Source organism: Chryseobacterium sp. Leaf180, assembly GCF_001424585.1.
Taxonomy (GTDB): domain Bacteria; phylum Bacteroidota; class Bacteroidia; order Flavobacteriales; family Weeksellaceae; genus Chryseobacterium.
In genome coordinates this window covers 1398473-1414117 of the sequence record NZ_LMPJ01000001.1, presented here as the reverse complement: position 1 = coordinate 1414117, position 15645 = coordinate 1398473, and the positions used below count along the sequence as shown (strand labels likewise).

The window sequence follows — 15645 nt, the reverse complement described above, 5'->3', positions numbered from 1 at the left end:
ATCTAATTTTTAATTAAACAGATACCATACAATTCCGATATTCAACCTGAAATCGTAGGTCGGATAATGCGGAAACGTGTAGGCTTTGTTGTGTGAAATAACAGTGCCGATCTGCTGTCCTTCGATGAAGAAAAACATTTTTTTCACTTTCAGATTAAAATAAATGTCTGCAATCGGCTGTCCGCCAATCGCGAAAGAATTGGCACCGGGCAAAATATATTCATTTAAAATCGGGAAAAACTCACGCGATGAAAATTTCGAAAAATAATACACTTTCAAACCTGCCTGTATTTCAGCTGCTTTCTTGAACGCACGCGTCTGGAAGAAAAAATTCGCTCTGCCGATAAAAGCCGGAAGTGGTAAAAGTTCTTTATTGGTCAAAACGCCCTGAAACTGAACCCGCGAATTAAGATGGAATTTCCCGTACGAAAAAGTCGCGTCGCCACCAATCTGCGAAATATTTACTGAGCCTGAACTCTGTTTTGGCAAAGCCGCAGCGTCGAAATACGCATAATTGTCTATGCGGTAAATATTGGCGAAAATCTGGCTTTGGAACCATTTCAGATTTACACTTCCACCAATATCGGTTACCGTTTGGTTTTTTACATCCTGAAGATAATAATTGTAGCGGCTGTAAACAGAAGTATTTGCGAGATAATTGAACGAAGGCACGGCACTCTGGAAATTGAGGTGTGCATCGACAAAGTAATCCTTTATTGGTTCAAATTTCACATTGTTCGTCGTTCTCAGATAACTTCCGAAAGCATTGCCACGCGAAACTTCGAGAAATGAATTAAGCTGAAATTTATCAAAAAGTTTTACTTCGATATTTCCCAGCGCACCGAGACGGCTTTCAGTCTGCTCAAGCGGAATTCCGAGATTCGGCAGAAGGCTTTCGGTAAGACCGAATTTGATATTCTGATAGCGAACTCCAGCGTCAAGTTTAAATGCCTTATTGTCAAAAACCAAGCTTAAAGTATTGCTTAGATTATTGGAATATTTTCTCGTATTTAAAGGAAAACCGACCACCAACTGCGTGGGCTGTGTGAAGTAAAACGGCTCGGGCGTTCCCTGCTGAAAATAATATTTATTGCCCTGATTCGAAATCGTATGACGGATTCTGAACGGAAATTTTCCCGAATTGAACGGTGTAAACTGGTGCGTGAGGTAATACCTGCGGTACGAATACTGAGAACTCGCGCCCTGCAGATTTACCTGAAAGTTTAGCCGGTTGCTGAATTCTGAGTTTCCGTCACGGAAATCTTCATCACCGGTAATACCTCCATTTTCCTGATTGTTTACATTTTGGTGAAGGTAATGCGTGAAAAGTTCGTAATTGCCTTTTTTAGAAATATAATGACCGGTAAAAAGCGTGCGGTTGTTTGCCGAAAGGTCATTCCTGTATAAACCCTGCGACCGCAAACCGGTATATTCTAAAGCGAAATTAAACTGTTTCCCAATATTTTGTGTGTATAATGATTTCAATGCAGCGCCATTTTTCATCGCATTATGATAAATAAATGTGGCGGTTGGCGTTTTTACATCGTAATACTGAATATCGTTTACAGACTCGATGACGTATGATTTATTGGTGGGAAGCAATGATAAATTCTGCTCCGGATTCATCTCGTAAGTTAAAGGATTAAAACCCGCACCGATGTTTGAAAATTGAACGCGTCCAAAATTATCGCGGTTGTTATATTGTGAGAAAATGTAGGTTTTATCAAACGTCATTACCGTATCAAAAACTTTCTTCTCGCCGTACTGTTTCTGGAAAGTGTAGTCTCTGATGGTCGGTTTAAAAATCGCCAGAGAATCTTTCTTCCCCGAATCAATGATGAGCGTATCTGCTTCAGCCTGTTTTTTCTCCAGTGTATTGGAATCTGTTTTACTTACGATCTGTGCCTTCAAACCGGCAACGACAAACAGAAAAATAAATAGTATGTATTTCATTTACAGTCAAAAAAATGAGATCCCGCCGTATAAAAAAGCAGCAAGATATTGTCCCGACAAAAGTATGAAATAATGAGATACAAAAAACCCTGCGTAATGCAGGGTTTTGAAGTAAAAAATAATCTCAGTTAGTTACTATAACCTGGATTTTGTGTAACTGGTGTTCCCGGAACGTTGATTTCCGCTCTTGGTATAGGAAATGCCAATAGATTCGTTCCTACAGGCTTTGTGCTTACAGTTGCACCTGCTACTGTTCTTTGCGTTACAGGAAGTCCTCTTCTTAGTAAGTCAAACATACCAAAACCTTCACCGACAAGCTCTTTCTTTCTTTCAGAAAAAATGTTATCCAATGTAACAGTTGTGACAGGAACATAGTTCAATATTCTATTTGATAAGATGCTGTTGTAATAAGTTACTGCTTTAGCAGCCGAACCACCGTTTAGTTCCGCCTCGGCTCCATTTAAAAGTACTTCTTCATAACGCACCATTTTTATGTTATCAAATGTGTTGATATATTTACCATTGAGAACGAGTGCAGTTGTAATGCCTGCCAATCTTATATCATTTGTATCATAAGAATTCCTTAAGGCAGTAAGTACTTTCATATTACCGTATCCGTTTGGAGCAGGAAGTAATTTATATGATGTAGAAGTTGTTCCAAGATCACCCAAACTACCAATGGCCAATTCAAACATAGAGTTTTGTGCAGAAGTACTTCTGAAACTCGCAGCATAATCACCTCTACCTATAACCAGGTATTTATTTGCGGTAACTATATCATTAACTAAAGATCTCACTTTAGCATAATCACCTTTGTATAAATAATATCTTGACATTAAAGCCTTTACTGATAATGTATTCAGAACTGTCTTATCACCAAAATTATCTAAAGTTGGCGACATTAATAAAATAGCCTGTTCAAAATCTGCTTCAATTCGAGCTCGCGTTTCAGCAACAGTTGCTCTAGGCTGTAAAGCTTCAGGATTATATACCGTAGGAATTACCACTCCTGTAGTTCCACCTGCATATTCCTGACCAAATAATCTGAGAGCATCAAAAAATGCCAGTGCTCGGGCAGCGTACGATTGACCTTTAATATATTTCTCTTTATTTGCTATTGCAGTCGGATCAACGCTTTGCTTCCAAGATAAAGGTGTTGGCGAAACATTGTTTATTACTAGATTAGCTAAAGCTACAGTTCTGTACATCTGCGTATATGGCCCGGTAGCATACTGATCATTAGATAACATTGAAAAGTTTGCTACAGTATTATAGTACCCACTTGCCTGGTTTGTAAACATATTGTCGCTACGAATTTCAGATATCATCGTAAAATCGCATCCATAATAAGATGCTGAACGCATAGCATTGTACTGACCTCTCACCGTCGATTCCATTTCTTCTATAGAAATCAGCGGGCGCTGCTCAATAGACTGAAAAAATTCTGTTTCGACAAAGTCTTCACTACATGACGATAAAGCGACTGTGGATAGACACGCTATAAATGTATATTTTAATATTCTATTTTTCATTTTTTTAAATTTTTAAAATTGTAGGTTTAATCCTAAAGAATAAGTTTTCTGAACCGGCAAATTCAAATTGTTTGTTGTTGTAAGATTATTTTCCGGATCAAATCTAAGTGTATCGTCATACAAGTGAGTCCAGATATTATTTCCCTGTACATATACCTCAAAACCACTGAGCCCCGATCCTCTCAGTTTTTCGGCTGTAAACCTGTACCCTATTTTAATATTGCTTAAACGGAAATAATCTGTTTTTGACAAAAATCTTGATGAAACTCTATTTGATAATGTTGTATTGTTATAGATTGGTTTTGGATTCGCTGCGTTTGGATTTGATGGAGTCCAGAAATCCAATGCATCAGTTGAACCAGGAAAGCTAAACGTATACTGCCCGTCTGACGAAGTATAATTTGCCCAGTCATTCAAAACTTTTCCTCCGAAACCGAAAGTAGCCAGAGCATCCAAAGAGAATCCTTTATAAATAATGCGGGTATTTATGCCTCCGTATTTTTTCGCAAAATTACTGCCTTGTACTGCTAACTGTGCTGCATTATAATTTGAGGTTGTTTCTCCATCTATCCCATTGATATACCATAGCGCGTTACCATTTGAAGGATCTACACCCGCCCATTTTCTCATATAAAATGTACCAACACCTTCTCCTTCACGCAAAATCGTAGACCCTTGTATAATATCCTGTCCACCATATAACTTTGTAATCTCGTTATTAAGTGTACTGAAATTTCCACCAAGAGACCAGATAAGATCGTTATTACGAATAATGTCTCCATTTACGGCAAATTCGAAACCTTTATTTACTAAAGTACCGATGTTTTTGTCATAAGCAGATAATCCCTGCGCTAATGAAAGCGGTTGTGAAAAAACCAAATCAGTAGTTTCTTTATGATAATATTCTGCAGTAAAAGTTATTCTGTTATTAAATAATCCACCGTCAATACCAAAACTCAAAGGTTTGATTACTTCCCACTTTAAATTGGGGTTATTAACACCACTATAAGTTACAGCGGCCAAATCATTATAATTGGTTGTAAAACCTAATAATGAATATGGTGTGCTGCTAATCTGATTACCAACCAGTCCGTAAGATGTACGAAGTTTAAAAAGTGAAATCTGATCAATGTCACGTACAAAGTTTATTCTTGCCAAATCTACCGCTACGCCGACAGAATAAAAATCACCCCATTTTTGGCCAGGCTGAAAATTTGACAGTGCATCTCTTCTATACGAAGCATCAATTGTAAAAATTTTATCAAAGTTATAATTCAATACAGCCGCATATCCGGTACGAGAACTTTTGCCTCTATCTCCAAAGAACGATGCAGGCTTCACGAAATTGGTTAAACCTTGTAAAGTTGGAGATCCTACCGACGTTCCACTAGCTCCCACTGCATGATTTTGTCTTTGATAAGCTTCCTGAATTATCCTTACGTCAAAGTTATTTTTTTCTCCTATAACAAAATTATAGCTTAAAATGTTTGATAAGTTCCAGTTAAAGAATCTTTCTATGGATTCTGTTTTTCTTCCGTTTACCTGAAAACCATCTCCGTGGATTGGGTTTAAGTATGTGTTGTTTTCAATATTTATAAATTCCCCACCTAATACAAAACGATAATTTAAGTTCTTAATAATTTTGTAATCTGCATTAACCGTCGCAAATACTCTGGCAGTTTCTGATCGGTAATAGTTATTATCTGCCAAATATGCATTATTGAACAAATTATTACTTAGCCGTCCCCCAGTTCCTAAGTTATAGCTTCCATCCGGATTAAAAGCAGCATCTGTTGGTCTGGCGAATAATTCAGTCAGAATAGGATTAGAAAATGCGCCTCCGTTATTGAGCGTATTAATTTTGCTGTATGCTAATTGAACATCACTACCAAATTTTAACTTTTCAGATGCGTCGTAATTTACTTTACTAGTAAAACCCATTCTTTTAAAGTCAGAACCTTTGATTTCGCTCTCTTGCAAAAAATAGTTTGCAGAATTGTAATACGTTACTTTATCATTTCCCCCACTGATGGAAGCATTGATTGATTGCTGAAACGCTGTTCTGCTAAGTGCATCACGCCAGTCTGTATTATTTGTTGTTGTGTAAATATTTCTTAGATCTGCACCATATTTACCATTTGTAGCATTGGCAATAAACTGTTCTGCAGTCAGCGGTGCTGTTTCACCTAGAGCACCAGGGTTATTGGCAAAAGTATAGGATAACAAATATCTGTATTGCTCGGTATTAAGACCACGTAATCCTTCAATGGCTCTAGAATTCGTTCCATATTCAAAATTAGCACTTACTTTTGGCTTACCTTTTTTACCGGATTTTGTAGTGATGATTACAACACCAGATCCTGCATCTGCTCCATACACAGCAGTAGATGCAGCATCCTTAAGCACAGTCATGCTCTCAATATCTTCAGTATTTAAGTTTGCCAAGACATTGGCTGTGATTGCTCCTCTTGTAAGATCACCAGATGCAACACGCACTCCATCAACAACGTAAATAGGATTAACTCCTCCGTTGACTGAAGAAATACCACGAACTCTCACCGTTGCAAATCCACCTGGCTGACCAGATGCATTTCCCGTCTGAACACCCGCTACCCTACCTTGAAATAATTTATCAATGGATGCAACAGGTACATTTTCGATGGCTTCTGACTTTATAGTTCCAACTGCGCCCGTTAACTCAGAAACAGTCTTTTTTTGACCGAAACCAACCATGATTACTTCTTCAATTTGAGTCTCTTTGGTTATTGTATCTCTTTTCGTGGTTTGTGAAAACACAGCTTGTCCTAAAAAGAAAAGTGCACCAGCACTTAAAACCTTTAGTTTAACATTCATAATGAGTTTTTTAACATTTATGAGGCAAATATGTTAATTAAAATTAACATAACCAAAAATTTTATGAGCATGGTCACAAAAATCCGCCATCTTAGAACAAAATAATATGATATTTGATCTTTAATATTTCTCTTTTTTCAAAATTTAAACTTTTTCAGGGATAAAAATTCCTTAAAAACTATTTTTTTAATAAAGGATTTTATTCACATTTTCTTTTATTTAAAATCATTATAAATAAAAAAGACTACCAATTTGGTAGTCTTTTTATCTTATTTAAAATCTGTTACTTAAGCTTTTTCTTCACAGCTACTTCTTCGTAGACTTCAAGAATATCGTTTTGTTCGATATCATTGTATCCTTTCAAATTCAGACCACATTCGTAGCCTTTGGTAACTTCTCTCACGTCGTCTTTGAAACGTTTCAAACTTTCCAGTTCACCGTCAAATTTTACGATGCCATCTCTAAGTAACCGTACTTTAGACTGTCTCGTCACTTTTCCGGTAAGAACCATACAACCTGCGATTGTTCCCACTTTTGAAATTTTGAATACTTCTCTAATTTCAACATTACCGATAACCTGCTCCTGAATTTCCGGGGAAAGCATCCCTTCCATCGCTTCTTTAACTTCATCAATCGCCTTGTAGATGATTGAATAGGTACGGATTTCGATTTCTTCGCGATCTGCCAGCTCTTTTGCATTGGCACCGGCTCTTACGTTGAATCCAATGATAATTGCATCAGATGCAGCTGCGAGGTTTATATCAGATTCTGTAATCTGACCTACCCCTGAATGCAGGATATTGACACTGATTTCTTCTGTTGAAAGTCTCTGTAACTGATCAGAAAGTGCTTCTACCGAACCATCCACGTCACCTTTCAGGATAATGTTCAATTCTTTAAATTCACCCAAAGCGATACGTCTTCCAAGTTCTTCAAGTGTCGTATGTTTTTTAGTTCTGATTGAAAGTTCACGCTGTAACTGCTCACGTTTGTTTGCAATCATTTTACCTTCACTTTCATCAGCATATACTCTGAATTTATCACCCGCTGTCGGTGCGCCATCCAAACCTAAAATGGTTGCCGGAATTGACGGACCTGCCTCTTCAAGATTTTTCCCTCTTTCGTCAAGCAAAGCTTTTACTTTACCATGATTTTTACCGGCTACAACATAATCTCCAACTTTCAAAGTTCCGCTCTGTACCAACATGGTTGAAACATAACCTCTCCCTTTATCTAATGAAGCTTCGATTACTACACCCTGCGCAGATCTCTCCGGGTTAGCTTTCAGTTCAAGCATTTCAGACTGAACTAATACTTTACCTAAAAGATCATCCACATTATTACCAAATTTAGCAGATATTTCCTGAGACTGAACATTTCCACCCCATTCTTCCACCAAGATATTCATTCCTGAAAGCTGCTGACGGATATTATCCGGATTCGCACTTGGTTTATCCACTTTATTTATGGCAATAATCATCGGAACGCCCGCAGCCTGAGCATGCGAAATTGCTTCCTTCGTTTGAGGCATTACATCATCATCCGCAGCGATTACAATAATTGCGATATCAGTAACCTGTGCACCTCTGGCTCTCATCGCGGTAAACGCTTCGTGACCAGGTGTATCAAGGAAAGTAATTCTCTGTCCACCTTCAAGCTGTACATTGTATGCCCCGATGTGCTGTGTAATTCCACCGGATTCACCTGCGATTACGTTTGTTTTTCTCACATAATCCAGTAATGAAGTTTTACCGTGATCGACGTGACCCATTACTGTAACAATCGGCGCACGCGTTACAAGGCTTTCTTCAGTATCCAATTCCTCTTCGTTTTCAGCATCTTCAAGATCAGCATCAGAGAATTCGATTTTATACCCAAATTCATCCGCTACCAAAAGAAGTGTATCCGCTTCGAGACGCTGGTTCATCGTTACCATTACGCCTAATGAGAAACATGCAGAAATTACTTCTGTCGGAGAAACATTCATTAAACTTGCCAATTCACCAACCGTGATGAATTCGGTTACCTTTAATGTTCTGTCTGCCGCATCGATTTCCTGCTGACGCTCATCCTGCTCTCTACGGTAAGAACGTTTGTCTTTTCTATGTTTAGAAGATTTAGATTTCCCTCCTTTATTGGTAAGTTTTTCTAAAGTTTCTTTAATCTGATTTTTTACCTGCTCATCCGTCAATTCTACAGGCATTGTTCTCTGACCCGGACGAACATTTGCACCTCCCGGACCTTTTTTAAAGCCACCTGCTGCGCCTGCCGGACGGTTCTGATTATTACCAAAACGATTTCCACCGGCACCACCAGCCTGGCCACCCGGACGGTTTTGCCCCGGACTACCCTGACCTTGCGGACGGTTCTGTCCCGGACCGGTCTGTCCTGCCGGACGGTTTTGTCCCTGCTGAGCAGTTCCACCCTGTCCCGGAGTTCCCGGTTTTTCGATTCTTTTGCGTTTCTTTTTCGCGCCTGCGCCAGGTTTCGGTGCAAACTGTGTAAGGTCGATTTTTTCACCAACGATCTTTGGGCCGTCCAGTTTTTGGTAAACTGTTTCGATCTTCTGGCTTTCCGGTGCTTCTTCTTGAGCTACAGGTTTCGCTTCCACTTTTTCTTCCTGTTTCTGTGCAGGTTTTTCAGTTTCAGCTACCGGAGTTTGCGTTTTCTCTTGAACTTTCGGCGTTGCCGCTTTAGGCTCTTCAGTTTTTGGCTTCTCCTTTCTGGACGGTCTGCGACCTTCGATTTGTGAAAGATCTATTTTATCTAAAACCTTAAATTCCTGTTTCTCCGGTGCAGCCTTTTCCGGCGTTGCAACAGCTGCAGGTTCAGATTTTTCTTCTTTTATCTCTTTTACCTCTTCTTTTTTAGCTTCCGGTTCTACAGCCTTTTCTTCTGCAACCGCAGCAGGCTTTTCCTCGGCAGCTTCCGGCTTTTTAGGTTCAAGATCAATTTTTCCTAAAATTTTGGTTTCCGGTTTGTTTGCTTTAGCTCTTATTACTTCAGGGGTTTTCTTTTCTTCGATTTCCAGTTTTTCTTCCGGAACTTTAGAGATCACCACCTCATGGGATGCTTTTCGCTGCTCGCCGTCTTTGGCAAACTCAGCTTCCAATGCAGAATATGCCGCTTCTTCTAATTGGGCGTTCGGGTTATTTTCCACAACGAAGTCTTTGGACTGCAAAAATTCTACAAGCCGGGACATCGATATGTTAAATTCCTTTACCGCTTTATTTAATCTTATTTTTGGCATCTATATTATTTACTGTTTTTTTAATTCTAAAAATTAAATTGTATTCTGTTCTTATCAAAAATCTTTTTCAGATTTTTAATCTTCAAATTCTGCTTTTAAGATATTTTTAACCTCATCTATGGTTTCTTCTTCAAGATCCACCAGTTTCAGAAGGCTTTCGGTATCCTTATCCAGTACAGATTTTGCCGTGGTAAGACCCACTTTGAAAAACTCATCCAAAATCCACTGTTCAATATCATCATTAAATTCTCTCAAATCTACGTCATCATCCTCGCTGGATTCTCTGTAAACATCGATCTCGTAGCCTGTAAGCCATGAAGCCAGTCTGATGTTTTGTCCCTGCTTTCCGATTACTTTAGAAATCTCTTCTACCGGCGTATGTACCATTGCATACTGTGCCTCTTCGTCGATATCTATTTTGTTGATTGTAATATTTCCCAAGGCTCTTTTCACCATGATCTCAGGGTTTTTCGACCACTGTATTACATCAATATTTTCATTTCTCAATTCCCGTACCACTCCGTGAATTCTTGAACCTTTTACTCCTACACAAGCTCCCACAGGATCAATTCTGTCATCGTAAGCATCTACAGCAATCTTTGCTTTTTCACCGGGTATACGAACTACTTTTTTCAGAATAATCGTTCCGTCCTGAATTTCAGGAATCTCAAGCTCCAGCAATTTTTCCAAAAACTTCGGTGCCGTTCTTGAGATAATAATCTGTGGTTTGCTTCCTTTAAAATCTACCGATTCTACAATCGCACGAATGCTTTCTCCTTTTTTGAAGAAGTCTGAAGGAATCTGATTTTCTTTAGGCAAAATAAATTCGTTGTCTTCATCATCAAGCAAAATCACGTGTTTGTGACGGATGTGATGAATCTCACCGATTACGATCTCACCAATACGGTCTCTGAACTGATCGTAAAGCATTGCATTGTTATGCTCCTGAAGTTTCGTTGCCAAAATCTGCTTCAGTGTAAGAATATTTCTTCTTCCCAGCTGCGCCACAGGGATTTCCATGGTAAAATCTTCCCCTACTTCAAACGTAGGATCTATTTTTTTCGCTTCTGTAATTTCTATCTCCAGATCATCATCTTCAGACATATCGTCTTCTACGATGGTTTTATTTAAAAATATTTGAAAATCTCCTTTATCAGGATTTACGATAACATCAAAATGATCATCAGAGTCGAATCTTTTTCTCAGAAGAGTCTTCAGAGAATCTTCAATAATCGCCATGAGATCTATTTTACTGATCCCTTTCTCGTCTTTGAAATCACCAAAGGATTCAATCAACGCTATATTATCCATTTATCTTTTTTTCTTTATTAAAATTTTACAACGACCAACGCTTTTTTAATGTCTCCGTAGGCAATTTCCTTCTCTTCTACCGCATCCACTTTACCTTTACCGATTTCCTTCGGCTTGCGGTAGCGCAGAATGAGCGTGATTTTTTCATCGTCCACTTTAGCCAGTTCACCTTCGGTTTTTGTAGAATCTTCAAACATCACTTCCACTTCGCGGCCGATATTTTTTCTAAACTGCCTAGGCGTTACAAGCGGCTCGCTAAGGCCGGCAGACATTACCTGAAGACTGTAATCGTGCTCGTCGCGGTCTGCATTAAACTCAATCGCGCGGCTTGCATCCAGACAGTCCTGAAGCGTCACCCCGTTATCACCATCCAAAATCACTGTGATATCATCACCAGCAGAAAACTTCAGATCAATAAGAAACAAATCTTCTCTTGTGCTCAGAAAATCATTCAGCAATGATTCTATATTTTTTCTAAACTCCATACAACTCTCTGATTATCTGTACGAAAAAAGGCTTTCCTGTTAGAAGCCTTTCCATTATTTCCGTTAATCTTGTGCAAATATAATATAATTTTACAAATAATGCAAATTGCGTTCATTATCAGACACTACGATATCTTAACATTCTTTTTCTGTGAAAATTCACTCTCTCAAAATTTTAAAAGCTTTTTTTTCAGTTTTTATCATTCTACATGTAAAATCGGCGACATACCACATTCACGCTCTATCCATACACTATCTATGCTTTATCTACGCTTTATCTATACACGATCCCTTTTTAGTCAAGCGATAAGAAATTCTATTCCGTAAAAACATTAATCTCAGAAAACGAAGCAAAATTTCCGCTTAACACTTTATTTGCTTTAAATAAGATGTACCGCACTTTTTCAGGTTTCTTCAGTTTAATATTTTGGGGAACACGGTTGGAAGCGATATTTGAAAATTCACCGCCAGCTACCGTTTTCCAGTTTTTGCCGTCAGTGCTTACCGAAATCTCATACTGATCCACAACGCCATCGGTTTCCTCCTCTTTCCCCGGCAGATATTCAATTGCAGAAATAATTTTTTCTTCATTTAAATCAATAATCAAATCCTGCGGCAGAAAATCTGTCCCTGATTTTTGCACAACCGTTCCAAAAGTATTCACCTTATCATCAGACATTTTTTCAGCATTTTTTAACACAGAATTCTTACCTGCCGAAATCTTCCATTTTTTCTTTGACAAACCAAAATTCTGCGTCGCAACATCACTCATCTGATCTTTCTGAATTGCAATAGCGCGAATCATTCCTCCATTGATAAGCACAATGGGTTTCGAATATTTTTGAGATTTTCCGTCAGGTATTTTCCCGTCCTGTGTAAAATAAAGATCCGCATTTTTCTCTGCTTTAATTAAAACTTCATCACCCATTCTTACCATTTCAGGTTTTGCAGGATGTCCCGGCTCAAGAAAAAGTCCGAAATCGCTTATCGCCAAACAAACCGGCGACTCTTCAATCTTAAGCCTGACTTTTTTGGTTCTAATAATTTTTGAAGTTATAAGCAAACGGTTTGGTCCGATGGCCGTCGCTGAGGCAATCTTCTGCCATTTATTTCCGATAAAAGCTTCTACATAAAACTTTTCAATGCGCTGTCCGAGTTTTATATTCTCCCGAATTCTGATCACATTAAATTCAATTTCTTTATCAAAACTCAACAGCAATTCCGGGTTTTTTTCAGCATCATCCGTTGCCCAGTACGAATACCGGTCATCATCCACTAAAAATCCCGTACCAAATTTTACTTCGTTATTTCCACGGATATTGCCCGCTGTAAATTTTGCTTTTTTTGCCAGGTTTTCAGAAAAAAGATTCTTCACAATCTTCCCGAAACGTGCCAGCGAAGTCACATCTTCAGCATTAAGCTGACCGTCACGGTTTGGCGACAAACCTAAATCGAGACTGGCTCCGCGCCCAACGCTTTTATAGTATAAATCGAGCAGTTCGTAAGGCGATTTCACCTGACTGTTCTGGCTTTCATGATAAAACCAACCCGGACGCATCGGCACATCGCATTCTGCAGGCATCCAGAACTTTCCGTTTCGAGTGCCTTCCGTCGCCAGCTGATATTTTGTAAAACCGTTTGCAGGATTTTTTCCTGCTTCCGCAGCTTCCGGTGTATAGGTCGCCCAACTGGTTTCTCCCGCATGACCTTCTTCATTCCCAACCCAGCGAACATCTGGTCCCACATCTCCAAAAACAACGGCATTTGGCTGCAGATTTCTCGTCAGTTGCCAGATTTTGTCCCATTCATAATAACCGGAACGGTCGATTTTCCGTACTTCATTGGCACCGCCGTAAAATCCGTCACCACCATTGGCTCCGTCAAACCATACCGTGAAAATATCACCGTAATTGGTATAAAGTTCCGTCAGCTGATCTTTAAAAATTCCGATATATTTTTTATCACCGTACAATGCAGAATTCCGGTCCCACGGCGAACAGTAAATCCCCAGTTTCATTCCCAGTTTTTCGCAGGCGAGCTGATATTCTTTCACCATATCGCCTTTTCCGTTTTTCCATGGGCTTTTGCTGATGTTATGCTCAGTCGTTTTCGTTGGCCAGAGACACAGACCGTCGTGGTGTTTTGCCACGACAATCACACCTTTCAGGCCGCCGTTTTTTGCCGCAGAAACGATCTGTTCGGCATCAAAATTTTTGGGATTTATCAAACGTGGATTTTCATCGCCAAAGCCCCATTCTTTGTCGGTATACGTATCAACGCCGAAGTGGATAATGCCATACATTTCCATTTCGTGCCAACGCAACTGCGCTTCTGTGGGTAACACACCGTACGGTTCAGGAGGTTTTTGAGCATTAAAAAAGCTACAAACGAAAAACAGATAAAATCCAAAAATGTTTTCTTTCATTGCCTATTTATTGATTTTGATCTAAAATCGGTTTCGAAACGGTGGAAATTGTCGTGTGCCCGGATTTTAAAGCATCAAAAACAACCAGTTCATTTTTACCTTTTTTCAGCCATGCTGCAGGAACGTATATGGTCTGCTGTGGTCCGATTTTCCAGTATTTTCCGAGATTTTTTCCATTCAGAAAAACAAAACCTTTTCCGAATTTCCGCATATCAAGATATGTGTCACCCACTGTTTTCAGAACAAATTCAGCTCTGTAAAAACCCGGAATATTTTTTAAAACCAAAGGTTTGTTCAAAAATTTAATCTGCTTTACCTCTTTAAAAGGCAGGCTGTACATTTTCCAGCTGAGAATTTTATTTTTATTTAAACGTACATCTTCAGTTATTCCTTTCCGGTTGTCGGTTAGAAATGGGCCATAATTGATTCTTCCGTTATTTTCAACCAGAATATCCATCGTAGAATTTTCTTTGACATTAACTAAACTCAGTTCGTTTTCATTTAATCTGCGGTCAAGATCTTTCACTTTATTTCCGTTCAAAAAAACCGATGCAAAATCCCGAAAACCGTTAATGCTCACTGTTCCGCTTTCAGAAATCATTGTCCGGTACAGCACAAAACCATACGCCTGACCGAGTTCTTCAAAACTCAGCGGATTTTCTAATTCCATAGGTTTTGGCAAAATATCATACAGAGACGCGAAAGAAGTAAACTCAATATTGTCAATAGAAACCGTATTTACCGCCTTCGGAATCTCCGGCAGTTTTTGATCTTTCGGAAGATATTTTTTAATCACTTCGCGAAAAGCATAGAATTTCCCGGTCGGATTTCCAGCTTCATCCAGCGGCGCGTCGTAATCGTAACTTGAAACCTGTGGCGCATACGGATCATTTACATTCATATTGGCGCCGTTCATAAAACCGCGCGTCGTACCGCCATGAAACATATACATATTCACTGAAATGCCGGCAGCCAAGAGTTTGTCTAAAGTCTTCGCCGAATTTTCTGCAGAAACCTTCGCGTGCTTCTTTCCCCAGTTATCAAACCAGCCAGGATACCATTCTGCCACATAATACGGCCCTTTTCCGTTGTGATATCTGTTGACGATTTCCTTTACTTTTTCAGGATCTTCAAGACCGTTTACGGCGGGAAGCAAACCAGGCAGAAAACCTTTTCCCATCATATCGGCACCATCGCAGGTAAACAGGATACTGTCGAAACCGGCATCACGAAAGATTTTTTTATTGATTTCAAGATAATTTTTGTCGTCACTGTAAGAACCGTATTCGTTTTCGAGCTGAATCATCAGAATATTCCCACCGTGGGTTATCTGAAGCGGTACGAGTTCTTTTGCCAATTGTTTAATATACCGCGTGTACGCCGTTAAGAATTCAGGATCGGTACTTCTTACTTTCAGTTCCGGGTTTTTGAGCAGCCACCAGGGATATCCGCCAAATTCCCACTCAGCACAAACGTAAGGACTCGGCCGCAAAACAACGTACAAACCTTCTTCCTGAGCGGTTTTCACAAAAGCGGCGATGTCGTTATTTCCTTTAAAATCATACGTGCCGGGAGTTTCTTCATGCGCGTTCCAAAAAACATAGGTTCCGATGGTATTCAAACCCATTGCTTTTGCCATTTTCATACGGTCACGCCAGTTTTCCCGCGGAATTCTCGCGCAGTGCATTTCACCGGAAATCATTTGAAAAGGTTTTCCATCTAGCAAAAAATCGCGGTCGCCAAGTGCAAAACGTTCTTTTTTTTGCGACTGAAAATTCTGCATCATGGTTAATAAAAAGAGAAGAACCCAGATTTTTTTCATGAAGATGTATTTTA

The 15645-nt window shown here is 39.3% G+C and carries 8 protein-coding genes; all 8 read right to left on the bottom strand.

Annotated elements, in window-relative coordinates:
* Window positions 1–9 precede the first annotated feature (9 nt).
* The 8 genes from ASG01_RS06585 to ASG01_RS06550 all read right to left on the bottom strand — a co-directional run bounded on the left by ASG01_RS06585 (window position 10) and on the right by ASG01_RS06550 (window position 15631).
* On the bottom strand, window positions 10–1953 hold the full coding sequence (locus ASG01_RS06585) for a putative porin (RefSeq protein WP_055861661.1): 1944 nt from the start codon (window positions 1951–1953) through the stop codon (window positions 10–12).
* Between the two features lie 128 nt (window positions 1954–2081).
* The gene (locus ASG01_RS06580) at window positions 2082–3485 is read right to left on the bottom strand and encodes a RagB/SusD family nutrient uptake outer membrane protein (RefSeq protein ID WP_055861657.1); all 1404 of its coding nucleotides are present in this window, start codon (window positions 3483–3485) and stop codon (window positions 2082–2084) included.
* Window positions 3486–3497: 12 nt separating this feature from the next.
* The gene (locus ASG01_RS06575) at window positions 3498–6338 is read right to left on the bottom strand and encodes a SusC/RagA family TonB-linked outer membrane protein (RefSeq protein WP_055861654.1); all 2841 of its coding nucleotides are present in this window, start codon (window positions 6336–6338) and stop codon (window positions 3498–3500) included.
* A 283-nt stretch (window positions 6339–6621) separates the two neighbouring features.
* Window positions 6622–9588, bottom strand: a complete 2967-nt coding sequence (gene infB, locus ASG01_RS06570) for a translation initiation factor IF-2 (RefSeq protein WP_055861651.1) — start codon at window positions 9586–9588, stop codon at window positions 6622–6624.
* A gap of 75 nt (window positions 9589–9663) precedes the next feature.
* A complete protein-coding gene (gene nusA, locus ASG01_RS06565) occupies window positions 9664–10899 on the bottom strand; it encodes a transcription termination factor NusA (protein ID WP_055861648.1) in 1236 nt (411 codons plus the stop codon).
* A gap of 17 nt (window positions 10900–10916) precedes the next feature.
* Entirely contained in the window at window positions 10917–11384 is a 468-nt protein-coding gene (gene rimP / locus ASG01_RS06560) for a ribosome assembly cofactor RimP (protein WP_055861645.1), read from the bottom strand.
* A gap of 316 nt (window positions 11385–11700) precedes the next feature.
* Window positions 11701–13809, bottom strand: a complete 2109-nt coding sequence (locus ASG01_RS06555; RefSeq protein ID WP_055861642.1) for an alpha-L-fucosidase — start codon at window positions 13807–13809, stop codon at window positions 11701–11703.
* A 7-nt stretch (window positions 13810–13816) separates the two neighbouring features.
* A complete protein-coding gene (locus ASG01_RS06550) occupies window positions 13817–15631 on the bottom strand; it encodes a glycoside hydrolase family 35 protein (RefSeq protein ID WP_055861639.1) in 1815 nt (604 codons plus the stop codon).
* Window positions 15632–15645: the final 14 nt, after the last annotated feature.

What these genes read in the sequence shown, in the direction of transcription:
- nusA (WP_055861648.1), bottom strand. Translation starts at nt 10,899, where the DNA reads ATGGATAATATAGCGTTGATTGAATCCTTTGGTGATTTCAAAGACGAG.
- ASG01_RS06585 (WP_055861661.1), bottom strand. Translation starts at nt 1,953, where the DNA reads ATGAAATACATACTATTTATTTTTCTGTTTGTCGTTGCCGGTTTGAAG.
- ASG01_RS06555 (WP_055861642.1), bottom strand. Translation starts at nt 13,809, where the DNA reads ATGAAAGAAAACATTTTTGGATTTTATCTGTTTTTCGTTTGTAGCTTT.
- rimP (WP_055861645.1), bottom strand. Translation starts at nt 11,384, where the DNA reads ATGGAGTTTAGAAAAAATATAGAATCATTGCTGAATGATTTTCTGAGC.
- ASG01_RS06575 (WP_055861654.1), bottom strand. Translation starts at nt 6,338, where the DNA reads ATGAATGTTAAACTAAAGGTTTTAAGTGCTGGTGCACTTTTCTTTTTA.
- ASG01_RS06580 (WP_055861657.1), bottom strand. Translation starts at nt 3,485, where the DNA reads ATGAAAAATAGAATATTAAAATATACATTTATAGCGTGTCTATCCACA.
- infB (WP_055861651.1), bottom strand. Translation starts at nt 9,588, where the DNA reads ATGCCAAAAATAAGATTAAATAAAGCGGTAAAGGAATTTAACATATCG.
- ASG01_RS06550 (WP_055861639.1), bottom strand. Translation starts at nt 15,631, where the DNA reads ATGAAAAAAATCTGGGTTCTTCTCTTTTTATTAACCATGATGCAGAAT.